The organism is Mycobacterium sp. NPDC048908, assembly GCF_043197955.1.
In the GTDB taxonomy this organism is placed as follows: Bacteria; Actinomycetota; Actinomycetes; order Mycobacteriales; family Mycobacteriaceae; genus Mycobacterium.
The window spans coordinates 22,975-34,006 of record NZ_JBICUE010000017.1; the positions used below are offsets into that span (position 1 = coordinate 22,975).

Here is an 11,032-nt window from a genome sequence, read left to right on the forward strand (position 1 = left end):
GGTGCTGTGACAAGTGATACAGATGTAACGTTACGAGGTTGTGGCTGACCGGGGCCAACGGCGTCGCGCTCGCGGCACAAAAGTAGGGTTGCGGCCGTGATCGACCTCAAGCTGCTGCGCGACAATCCGGACGTGGTGCGCGCATCTCAGCGGGCCCGTGGCGAAGACCCGGGGCTCGTCGATGCGCTCGTGCAAGCCGACGCCGCCCGCCGGTCCGCGGTGTCGGTTGCCGACACTCTGCGCGCCGAGCAGAAGGCCGTCAGCAAGAAGGTCGGCAAGGCGTCGCCCGACGAACGGCCCGCACTGCTGGAACAGGCCAAGGCGTTCGCCGACAAGGTGAAGTCCGCCGAGGCCGAGCAGGCTGAGGCCGAAAAGGCTTTCACCGCAGCGCATATGGCGATCCCCAACGTGATTCTCGATGGCGTGCCTGCCGGCGGCGAGGACGACTTCGCGGTGCTCGAGATCGTCGGCGAGCCGAGGGCCGTCGAAAACCCCAAAGATCATCTGGAACTGGGGGAGGCGCTCGGTCTGATCGACATGGAGCGCGGAGCGAAGGTCTCGGGTTCGCGGTTTTACTTCCTCACCGGCGCGGGTGCGCTGCTCCAACTCGGCCTGATGCAACTCGCCGTGCGCCTGGCCACCGACAATGGCTTCACGCTGGTCATCCCGCCGGTGCTGGTCCGTCCCGAGGTGATGGCAGGCACCGGTTTCCTCGGTGCTCACGCCGAGGAGGTCTACCGCCTCGAGGCCGACGATCTCTATCTGGTCGGCACCTCCGAGGTGCCGCTCGCCGGCTACCACGCCGACGAGATCATCGACCTGACCGACGGGCCGTTGCGCTATGCGGGCTGGTCATCCTGCTTCCGCCGCGAGGCGGGCAGTTACGGCAAAGACACCCGCGGCATCATCCGGGTGCACCAGTTCGACAAGGTCGAAGGCTTCATCTACTGCAGGCCCGAAGACGCCGAGGCCGAACACCAGCGGCTACTCGGCTGGGAGCGACAGATGCTCGCGCAGATCGACGTGCCGTATCGGGTAATCGACGTCGCCGCAGGCGATTTGGGCTCGTCGGCGGCGCGCAAGTTCGACTGCGAGGCGTGGGTGCCGACGCAGGGCACCTACCGCGAGTTGACCTCGACGTCGAACTGCACCACATTTCAGGCTCGTCGGCTTTCGGTGCGCTATCGCGACGAGAACGGCAGGCCGCAGACCGCGGCGACGCTCAACGGCACCCTGGGGACCACCCGGTGGTTGGTCGCGATTTTGGAGAACCATCAGCAACCCGACGGCAGCGTGCGGGTCCCCGAGGCGCTGGTGCCGTACGTCGGGACCGAACTGCTCGAGCCGAAGAAGTGATCCAGGTTTCGCGATAGCGGCGCTGGGTATCGCCTCGGGAACCACCGAGGAGGAAGCCATGCGCGCGATGGTGTACCGCGGCCCGTACAAGGTCCGCGTGGAGGAGAAGGCTCCTCCGAGGATCGAGCATCCCAACGATGCGATCGTGCGCGTGCAGCGCGCGGCGATCTGCGGGTCAGACCTGCACCTCTATCACGGCATGATGCCGGACACCCGCGTCGGAATGACGTTCGGCCACGAGTTCATCGGCGTCGTCGAGGAGGTCGGACCGTCGGTGGAAAACCTCAACCGCGGCGACCGCGTGATGGTTCCGTTCAACGTCTACTGCGGATCGTGCTACTTCTGTGCTCGCGGGCTGTTTTCCAACTGTCACAACGTGAATCCGAATGCCACGGCGGTGGGCGGCATCTACGGGTACTCGCATACCTGCGGCGGATACGACGGCGGTCAGGCGGAGATGGTGCGGGTGCCGTTCGCCGACGTCGGACCGATGGTCATCCCCGACTGGCTCGACGACGACGACGCGCTGCTGTGCACGGACGCACTGGCCACCGGCTACTTCGGTGCGCAACTCGGGGACATCGTCGAGGGCGACACCGTGGTCGTATTCGGTGCCGGGCCCGTGGGACTGTTCTCCGCGAAGTCGGCGTGGCTGATGGGGGCGGGCCGAGTGATCGTGATCGACCATCTGGAGTATCGACTGGAGAAGGCAAGGACTTTCGCCCACGCTGAAACCATCAACTTCGCCGACTGCGCCGACGTCGTCGTCGAGATGAAGAAGACCACCGACCACCTCGGCGCCGACGTCGCCATCGACGCAGTGGGTGCCGAAGCCGACGGCAACTTCCTGCAGCACGTCATGGCGGCCAAGTTCAAACTGCAGGGCGGCTCACCCGTCGCGTTGAACTGGGCCATCGATTCCGTCCGAAAAGGCGGCACCGTCAGCGTGATGGGCGCCTACGGCCCGATCTTCAGCGCAGTCAAGTTCGGTGACGCGTTGAACAAGGGGCTCACGCTGCGGATGAACCAGTGCCCGGTGAAACGCCAATGGCCGCGCCTGCTGTCACACATCCAGAATGGCTACCTCAAGCCCAGCGACATTGTGACGCACTGGATTCCGCTCGAGCACATCGCCGACGGCTACCACATCTTCTCGGCCAAACTCGACGGCTGTATCAAGCCGGTCATCGTGCCATCGGCCGCCTGAACATCGGAGCTCACCGCATGCCTTACACCGCAGAACGCCCGCAGCAACCCGACATCGACGAACTCCGGGCGCGCATACCCGGCTGGGGTGTCGACCGCGACCCCGCCGACCGGCCCGCTGTGCCGAAGATGAAGTACGACCCCGAATCGACCGGCGCGCATTGGCATTTCCCGGAGCGCCAGCAGCAGGACTCGGCACGGGAGCGTTCCATCGAGCACAAATTCCTGACCCCGGTGTTCGGCACGTCGGCACCGCTGCGAGGGGTGTCCGGACGAATTCGCCGCTTCGCCTACCGGCGCTACAGCGAGGGCCGCGCGGCCCATTGGCTGCTGCTGATCGCGGCAGACCGCGTCGATGCGGCCGAAAGCCACCTGCGCTCGTTCGCCACGCTGCGTCCCGACAATCCCTTCACCGAGACCGGTCTTCGCAGCGAGTTGACCCACGGTGGCGTGCGCGCGCGCACGGCAAGCACGCGTGTCGACCGCAACCACACATGGATCGACCCGATCATCATCGGTGGCCCGTGGCTGTTGCCCGTGCTGCCGGCGCTATGGGCGATCAAGAAGCGCAAACGGCGCGGCTAGTTCTTCAAAAGTTCATCCAGGCTTGCGAGGAACTCTTTCGGACGCTGCGGGGTGAAGGCGGGGTTCGGCCGCAGCCCCGGCACATCGAGCGTCACCAGCGTCGATTTGATCGGTCGCCACACGTCCAGCGGCATCCAGCGGCGCGGATCCGTGCTGCCCCAGATGCGAAACCGCTCGGTGAAAAGACCGAGCGACTCGGCCTTGTATCCGCGGATCGATCGCAGTGGGATGATTTTAGAGGTTCCGGATGGAAAGTGATAGCGCCGCAACGTAATTGCCTCGCGATCCAGCTGGATCAGGCCGTCGTCGTAATACTGTTGCGGTCCGCTCACTTACGCTCCGACCGCAATTCGTGGCCCTTGGTGGTCAGGCAGCGACCCGTGGCCAGATTCCACTCCCAGCCGTGCAGATTGCACGTCAGCTTCTCATCTTCCACCACGCCGAATTTCGAGAGGTCGGCCTTGAGATGTGGGCAGCGGCGCTGAATCTCCCAGCCGTCCAACGTGATCGACGCGGTGTCGTCGTGCGCCTCGGCGAACCAGCCATCGGCGTAAGCGATCCGCTCGTCGGTCAGGCACTTGAAGAACGTGTACAGGTACTCGTTGTAGCCGCCGACCCGCCACGCGGTGAACCGAGTGGACAAGAAGATGGTGTTCACCCAGTCCGGTTCGTTGTCTCGCAGTACAGTGCGGACAAGCTCCGGCGCGATGGCGAAGCCGTAGCGGAACTTCTCGTCCGGAATCGGTTCGCGCACTACGCGTTTCGGGAAGTCGAGTACCACGGTTTCCGCGCCGAGGCGCAGCTCGACCGGATAGCCGATGCCGTCGCAGATCTGGTCGCTCTGCAGCATGATCGGCTCGAGTACCACCCGCAGCGGGTCGAGAAGTGCCTCGCCCGCGGCGGGCGCCCAGCTGGCCTTTTCCGCGGCCAACACCGGCGCCATCCGCTCCGCGTAGTCCGCGATGTAGGCCGCCTTGCCGGTGGTGAAGATCGACTCGGGGTCCGGCGCCGGGTGTGTAAGCGAATTAAGTTGTGAGCCAGTGAAATCAGCCGTCGACCCGGGGATCATCAGCAGCCCGCCGTCGTGCCCGTGCGAACGCATCTGGTCCAGGAACACCGCCTGGTCGGGGAAGATGTTCGCCGGGTCGCCGTGGTCGTCGTTGAGGTGGCGCAGGTCCGGGTCGAGGAAGCATGGCGGACCTGCCGACGGCACCACCCACGTCGCGCCGACCTGTGCGATGTACTGACGGCAGCGGTCCATCTGGCGCTGGCGCTTCTGCGTGCCGAACGCCTCCTTGGCGCGGACGGGCATGTCGTACACCATCGGGTACCAGATCGCGCCGGAGTACTGCAGCATGTGCACATCGACTTGACCGAAGTCGGCGTGCAGCACGTCAAGGTCGACGGGGCGGGCGTCATTCATGTTGAAGCACACCGTTTCTCCGTCGTCGACGACCAGGCCGGAGTCACCGATCGGGCCGTCGGCCGGGGCGCGCAGCGCGATGATCATCACGTCGAGATCGCCCTTGGGCCCGCTGACGCGGTGCTTGACCGAGTCCGTGGTCTCGAAGAATCGGTGAAAGCCGATCTTCTCGAGTTCACGCTGCAAGTCGGGCACCGGATAGTCGGGCAGCAGCACGACCGCGTCCTTGTTGACGTGCTCACGCAGGTTCTTCGGATCGAAGTGGTCGCGGTGCAGGTGCGAGACGTACAGATAGTCGACGTCACCGAGCGCGTCCCAGTCCAGCGAGCTGTTGTCGGGGAACGGGAACCACGACGCGAAGTACGCCGCGTTCACCCATGGGTCGCACAAGATGCTTCCGGCCTTGGTGTCGATCCGGAAACCGGCATGGCCGACGCTTGTGACCTGCACGAATACCCTTTCGCTGCGATGTGTCCGCTCGCGGCGAGTCTAGCCCGCCAGCGGATCCTCCTCGTCCCACGCCAGTCGGTAATAGGCGATGCGCTCGATGTCGGGCGTGACGCCGTACGCGTCCAGCAGCACCTCGGCGAATCCTCCAGGGCCGTCGGTCGGGAAGTTCCAGTCCAGCGACATCGTCCCGATGGCGAGGTCGGCCCACCGGTCGGCGACTCCTAGATCACCCAGATCGACGTGCCCGCTGAACGTGCCGTCGTCGGCCAACAACGTGTTCGGCGCGCACGCGTCGCCGTGGCACACCACGAGACGGTCGGCCGGCGGGGCGTCGTCGGGCACCCAGGACGGTTTCCCGAACGGGCAGTCGGCCACCGGCAGCGCGTCGTGCAGCCGTCGCAGACCGTGACCGATGGCGCGCGCGGCGGTGCGGGGATCATCGGCCCAGCGCGCGTCCACCGCGGAGCGACCAGCCAGCCGCGCCGTGTGCAACCAGCCCGGCCCGGCCGCCAGCACCTCGGGGACCGCGGTGTACCGCCGCGCCCAGCGCAGCCGCGGCACCTCCGCGGCGAGCAGATGCGCATGCGGCTCGGGATACACCTTGACGAACTCGCGGCCGTCATCGACCTCGTACGTCACCCCACCCAGCTCATTGACCCAGACAGCGGACACCGGGCGCCCCGCCGCAATGTCGGAGACGATCTCTGGAACTGCCACCGGTTCGCTGGGACGCGTCACCCGACTAGGCTGCCTGATGTGGAACCGGTATACGGCACAGTCATCCAGCTCGCCCGCATGGTGTGGCGCGCGCAAGGGCTGAAATTCACCGTTACCGGCATGGAGAACCTGCCCCGCACAGGCGGCGCGGTCGTCGCCATCAACCACACCAGCTACTTCGACTTCACGTTTGCCGGACTGCCGGCTTACAAGCAGCACCTCGGCCGCAAGGTCCGATTCATGGCGAAAAAAGAGGTGTTCGACCACAAGATCACCGGGCCGATCATGCGCAGCCTGCGGCACATCGAGGTGGACCGCGACAGCGGATCGGCCTCGTTCGACCACGCGTGCCAAGCGCTCAAGGAAGGCGAACTGGTCGGGGTCTACCCGGAAGCCACCATCAGCCGCAGCTTCGAGATCAAGGAGTTCAAGTCGGGCGCGGCGCGGATGGCGATCGCTGCCGACGTGCCGATCGTTCCGCACATCGTGTGGGGCGCGCAGCGGATCTGGACCAAGGATCATCCGAAGAAGATGTGGCGTCCCAAGGTGCCGATCTCGGTCGCGGTGGGCGAGCCGATCATGCCGACGCTTCCCGCCTCGGAGCTCACGGCGCTGCTGCACTCGCGGATGCAGCACCTGCTGGAGCGGGTGCAGGACGAGTACGGCCCGCACCCAGCCGGAGAGTTCTGGGTCCCGCACCGGCTTGGCGGCGGCGCGCCGACGCTCGCCGAAGCCAACCGGATGGATGCCGAGGAGGCCGTCCAGAAAGCCCAGGCAAAGGCCGCCCGCCGCGATCAGCGGGCCGACCCCACCGGGGCGCCGGGGTAGCGGGTATGGAGCCGGTCTTCCGCGCACTCGAGATTGCGGTCAGCACCGCGACGAAGACGATCGGGACGAAGATCACTTACGAGGGTCTGGAGAACATGCCCGAACGCGGTGGCGCAGTCATCGCGATCAACCACACGAGCTATCTCGACTGGTGGCCCGCGGCGCTGGCGGCGTATCAGCGACGGCGCCGGATGCGGTTCATGATCAAGGCCGAGATGCAGGACGTGAAGCTCGTCAACTTCCTGATCAGACACACTGGCACCATCCCGGTGGACCGGACCGCTGGCGGTGGCGCATACGCGGTGGCGGTGGAGCGCCTGCGGGCAGGCGAGATCGTGGGGGTCTATCCGGAAGCCACCATCAGCCGCAGCTTCGAGCTGAAGGAGTTCAAGACGGGCGCGGCGCGGATGGCCAGGGACGCCGAGGTGCCGATCGTTCCGATGATCGTATGGGGAGCACACCGACGCTGGACGAAGGATCACCCAAAAGACCTGCGGCGCAAGAACAAAATTCCGATCACCGTCGCGGTCGGGCCGCCGTTCGGTGCCGCCGACAGCATCGACGCGACAACCGCCGCGATGCGCGAGGCGATGACCTCGCTGCTGCACAAGGTGCAGATCGACTACCCGCATCCCGACGGCGCGTACTGGGTGCCGCGCCGGTTGGGTGGTTCCGCGCCGACATTGCAGCGGGCCAAGCAGCTCGACGAGGCGGAACTGGCTGAACGGGCGCGCAAACGCGCCGAGCGTGAGGCAAGAACCCACCGGTGACTCCTGACCTCATTGCCTCCGACGTGGACGGCACGTTGCTCGATGACGACGAGAAAATCACCGCCCGCACCCGCGATGCCGTCACGGCGGCCGTGGAAGCCGGCGCCCAATTCATCCTCGCCACCGGCCGTCCGCCGCGCTGGGTGCAGCCGGTGGTCGATGCGCTTGGCTTCGCGCCAATGGCGGTGTGCGCCAACGGCGCGGTCATCTACGACCCGTCCGTCGACCGGATCGTGTCAGCGCGCACGCTTTCGGCTGATGTGCTGGCCGAATTGGCGGAAGTTGCCACACGGGTCATCCCCGGCGCCGGCCTTGCCGTCGAGCGGGTCGGCACCAGCGCCCACGACGCGGCGACCCCGCAGTTCGTCAGCTCTCCCGGCTACGAGCACGCCTGGCTCAACCCCGACAACACCGAGGTGTCGATCGAAGACCTGCTCAGTGCGCCCGCGGTCAAGCTGCTGATCCGCAAGGCGGGCGCGCGCAGCTCTGACATGGCCGAGGCGCTCGCCAAACATGTCGGGCTGCAAGGTGATATCACCTACTCCACCAATAACGGCCTGATCGAGATCGTGCCGCTTGGCGTCAGCAAGGCCACCGGTGTCGATGAACTCGCCCGGCCACTCGGCATCACCGCCGAGGGCGTGATCGCTTTCGGAGACATGCCCAACGACGTGCCGATGCTGCAGTGGGCAGGCCTTGGCGTTGCGATGGGCAACGCCCACCCGGATGCGGTCGCCGCAGCCGACGAGGTGACCGCGCCGAATTCCGAAGACGGCCTGGCCCGCATTCTGGAACGGTGGTGGCCGTGACGCGCTATGCCGGATTGATCGGTCTGAACCGCTCCAGCTGAATCGGTTCGGCCTCGGCCGAGGGCGGCGGCAGTTCAAGTGGCACACCGTCGATCACCCGGGTCACGGTGCCCTTCTCGCGGTCGAAGTTCAGGGTGCCGTGCTGGAAATTCTGCACGATCCACTGCGGTTCCTGTATTTCGCCGCTGGTGGGAAGGCCCAGCGCGCCACGCTCGAAGCCCAATGAACCCCATGCCTTGTAGATTGCTCCCGTGACAGGCTCGGCGCCGCTCTGCGGTGACCAGTAGATCGCGCCGCGATCAAAGGTGACGTAGCGCGTCTCCGCCTCGCCGGACCCCTCGGGCGAGGTGGGTGCGCCGAGCATGCTGTTCATTCCGCCCATCGAGTCCCACCGGGCGAAAATCGCTCCTCCGCGCAGGGATTCGGCCAGCTCCTCAGGACCCGGCGGGGCGTTGAACCGCGCTGCGATGTCACGGACCCGGTCCATCAGGGCGTATGCGGCGTTACCGGGACAGTCGGTGTTGCCGACATCGCGGTGGGTGAAGATGGTCGGGAGGGTCGGCGTCGCCCCGACCGGGAACTTGGTGAAAGACCCTCCCGCGGACGGCAATACGACGGTTCCTCGCGGATCGATGTGGTCGAGCCCAAGCCGCCACCCGATGAGGCGGGCGGTGTTGCGCAGCTGGATCGGAGTCGGAGGTACGGCGTCGAAGTTGCCGAGCATCGCCACGCCCCAGGTGTTGCGGTTGAAGCCACCGGTGTGCGACCCCTCGACGGGCTTGTCTATGCCGCCCGCGCGACCCTCGAATACCTGCCCGTACTTGTCCACGAGTGCGTTGTAGGCGATGTCGCACCAGCCCAGTGTGCGGGTGTGGTACTCGTAGATCGAACGGACGATGCCCGCCGAATCCTCGGGGGCGTAGTCATTGCTACCCGCTGTGTGGTGCACGATCGCGGCCCGAATCCCGTTGTCGTACACGGTGCTGCCGCACCGCATTCCCTCATCGGCGCCCCACTGGGCGCGACTGATGACGCGGGGTGGTTGCCCAGGGACAGTGGCGGCGGACGGCAGCGGCAGGGTGTCAACAGGCGCCTGTGGCGGGCTGATCAGCACCGCGTTGATGTTCTGCGCGAACGGCTGCTCGACATTGGCCGGCACGTAGCCCAGCGCGGGTTTCGGCTGTGCTGACCGCGGCGCTGCGGTCGGCGCCGCTCCGACCGGCCGGGTGACAGAGATCTGCACGGTCGTGGTGCGACCGACGAAGATCGGTTCGGTGCCACGGGGCACCGGCGAATTCGGGCCGACACCGTCCAGCGTTTCGGCGTCATACCACGGGCCCCAGGAACCGTCGGCCTTCTTGGCCCTGACTTTCGCCGAGGTACCGCTGAGGTCTTCGGCCGTCAGCGCGACCATCGAGAACGGCGTGTCCTGGTGCACTTCGCGCACGGTCTCGCCGCCGCCCACACCGGTCAACGGCTGCTGCGCCAGTTCGGGTGCCTGGCTTGCCTGCCTGCCATCCCGGTCATCTGGCAGCCCGTTGATCGCGAACGGCAACATCACAACTGTCGCCGCGATCGCGGTGAACAGCAGCGACGGCGCGGGACGTGGACACGGCACGGACCGATGTTACGTATGTGTCAGTTGTTACCGGTGTTTCGACACGGCCGCATGGGCCACCAAATGTGGCCCGCCACCTGCAACGGCACCGCAGAGCTTGGGGGCTTGTCTGCGGTGCCGTTTTGGATGCAGGACTAGATACCCGGAATCGGGATGGCGCCAGGCCCGGGGATCTCCGGCGCGGCCGCCGCGGCGGCGGCCGGAACAGCCGAGGTGGCTGCGGCAGCAGCGTCCGCGGCCGGCGCGCCCGCGGGCTTGATGGCCGACATGATCGCGGGCATCAGCACGCCCTTGAGCAGGTCGATCGCCTGTCCGGCACCAAGCTGGTTAGCGGCGCTGGAAAGGTCGCCGAGCAGGCCCGTGCTGCCGGTGGAGGTGGCTGCGGGTGCCGCCGCCAGTGACGGATCGCCGAGGATCGGGTAGGTGCCTGCCGCCGGATCCAGGCCGACCGGGGCCGAGATCGGCACCTCGCCCGGTGCGGGCAGCGCGCCGGCGTTGGAGATCGGCGATGCCAGCGCCGGATCGGTCGCACCTGTCGCCGGCGGTGTACTCAGGCCCGGTAGACCCGGCGTCGCCACTCCGGGAACTTGCCCTGTCGGACTGGTCAGCGCCGGGTTCGTCAGTGCCGGGTTGGTCAGTGCCGCATCGGGCAGCGTTGCCGGCGCGTTGGGCAGGCCGAGGCCGGGCGTCGCCGCCGGCGCGTTGCCAAGGCTGGGTGTGGTCAGCGGCGATGCACCAAGGCCGGGCGTGGTCAGCGGCGAGGTGCCCAGCCCCGGTGTGGTGAGTGGCGATGTGCCGAGGCCGGGGGAGGTCAGCGGCGACGTGCCGAGGCCGGGGGAGGTCAGCGTCGTTGGCGTGCTGGAGCCTGTGCCGGTGAGCAGACTGGTCGGCATGGGGGGAAGGTTGATCCCGAACTGCGACAACCCCTGCGACAGCGCGGACATCAGCTCATTCGGTAGATCGGTGATCATCGCGGCCTGGACGAATTGGCGGTGCTGCGTCGGCGGCTTGGTGCTGTCGGCCAGGTCGGACACGGCGATCACTGCTGCTGGACTCGCGACTGCCAGGGCGGCGACCGCGCTCATGGCTGTGGAAAGCCTGCGTCGACGTCGGTTCGGCACGGAAGTCTCCTCAATATATGGACTACGTCTGGTACGTGCGCTTGGCTGCCTCGCCAAGAACTAACGGGTTCGACGGTACTGATGTGACTAGTGGGGTAGAAGTGACGATGCGGAATTGTGAGCCGATCGCAACCTTGCGCCCTCTGTGG

The 11,032-nt window shown here is 66.6% G+C and carries 11 protein-coding genes; 6 read left to right on the top strand and 5 right to left on the bottom strand.

The genetic code is table 11. From position 1 onward, the window contains the following. Positions 1-96 precede the first annotated feature (96 nt). Genes serS through ACGFK1_RS28480 form a run of 3 tightly spaced genes read left to right on the top strand, consistent with a single transcriptional unit; the run spans position 97 to position 3,147 of the window. Complete coding sequence (gene serS, locus ACGFK1_RS28470; RefSeq protein ID WP_393437575.1) at positions 97-1,356, top strand: serine--tRNA ligase; 1,260 nt, start codon at positions 97-99, stop codon at positions 1,354-1,356. A 58-nt stretch (positions 1,357-1,414) separates the two neighbouring features. Beyond that, entirely contained in the window at positions 1,415-2,563 is a 1,149-nt protein-coding gene (locus ACGFK1_RS28475) for a zinc-dependent alcohol dehydrogenase (RefSeq protein ID WP_393437577.1), read from the top strand. 17 nt (positions 2,564-2,580) lie between these two features. Beyond that, complete coding sequence (locus ACGFK1_RS28480; RefSeq protein WP_393437580.1) at positions 2,581-3,147, top strand: hypothetical protein; 567 nt, start codon at positions 2,581-2,583, stop codon at positions 3,145-3,147. Here ACGFK1_RS28480 and ACGFK1_RS28485 read toward each other — a convergent pair. The 3 genes from ACGFK1_RS28485 to ACGFK1_RS28495 are packed head-to-tail and all read right to left on the bottom strand — an operon-like array spanning position 3,144 to position 5,758. Further along, the gene (locus ACGFK1_RS28485) at positions 3,144-3,479 is read right to left on the bottom strand and encodes a hypothetical protein (protein ID WP_393437583.1); all 336 of its coding nucleotides are present in this window, start codon (positions 3,477-3,479) and stop codon (positions 3,144-3,146) included. The genes ACGFK1_RS28480 and ACGFK1_RS28485 overlap by 4 nt on opposite strands. Continuing rightward, entirely contained in the window at positions 3,476-5,020 is a 1,545-nt protein-coding gene (locus tag ACGFK1_RS28490) for a Rieske 2Fe-2S domain-containing protein (protein ID WP_393437590.1), read from the bottom strand. The genes ACGFK1_RS28485 and ACGFK1_RS28490 overlap by 4 nt, the downstream gene beginning before the upstream one ends. A 39-nt stretch (positions 5,021-5,059) precedes the next feature. Continuing rightward, a complete protein-coding gene (locus ACGFK1_RS28495) occupies positions 5,060-5,758 on the bottom strand; it encodes a phosphotransferase (protein ID WP_393437592.1) in 699 nt (232 codons plus the stop codon). Positions 5,759-5,776: 18 nt separating this feature from the next. Between ACGFK1_RS28495 and ACGFK1_RS28500 the strand changes: the two genes are divergently transcribed. From ACGFK1_RS28500 to ACGFK1_RS28510, 3 genes are read left to right on the top strand one after another with little or no spacing between them, the layout of a single operon-like run. Next, positions 5,777-6,565 (top strand): lysophospholipid acyltransferase family protein, encoded by a 789-nt coding sequence (locus ACGFK1_RS28500; protein ID WP_393437595.1) that lies wholly within the window; start codon positions 5,777-5,779, stop codon positions 6,563-6,565. 5 nt (positions 6,566-6,570) lie between these two features. After that, positions 6,571-7,335: a lysophospholipid acyltransferase family protein gene (locus ACGFK1_RS28505; protein ID WP_393437598.1), complete on the top strand. Its 765-nt coding sequence runs from the start codon at positions 6,571-6,573 to the stop codon at positions 7,333-7,335. Continuing rightward, positions 7,332-8,144, top strand: a complete 813-nt coding sequence (locus ACGFK1_RS28510; protein ID WP_393437601.1) for an HAD family hydrolase — start codon at positions 7,332-7,334, stop codon at positions 8,142-8,144. The genes ACGFK1_RS28505 and ACGFK1_RS28510 overlap by 4 nt, the downstream gene beginning before the upstream one ends. 4 nt (positions 8,145-8,148) lie before the next feature. On the opposite strand, the gene ACGFK1_RS28515 is transcribed toward ACGFK1_RS28510, so the two are convergent. Then, positions 8,149-9,702 carry an N-acetylmuramoyl-L-alanine amidase gene (locus ACGFK1_RS28515; RefSeq protein ID WP_393437771.1) on the bottom strand — a complete coding sequence of 518 codons (1,554 nt, stop codon included), beginning with the start codon at positions 9,700-9,702 and terminating at the stop codon, positions 8,149-8,151. Between the two features lie 194 nt (positions 9,703-9,896). Beyond that, positions 9,897-10,883, bottom strand: a complete 987-nt coding sequence (locus ACGFK1_RS28520; RefSeq protein WP_393437603.1) for a hypothetical protein — start codon at positions 10,881-10,883, stop codon at positions 9,897-9,899. Positions 10,884-11,032: the final 149 nt, after the last annotated feature.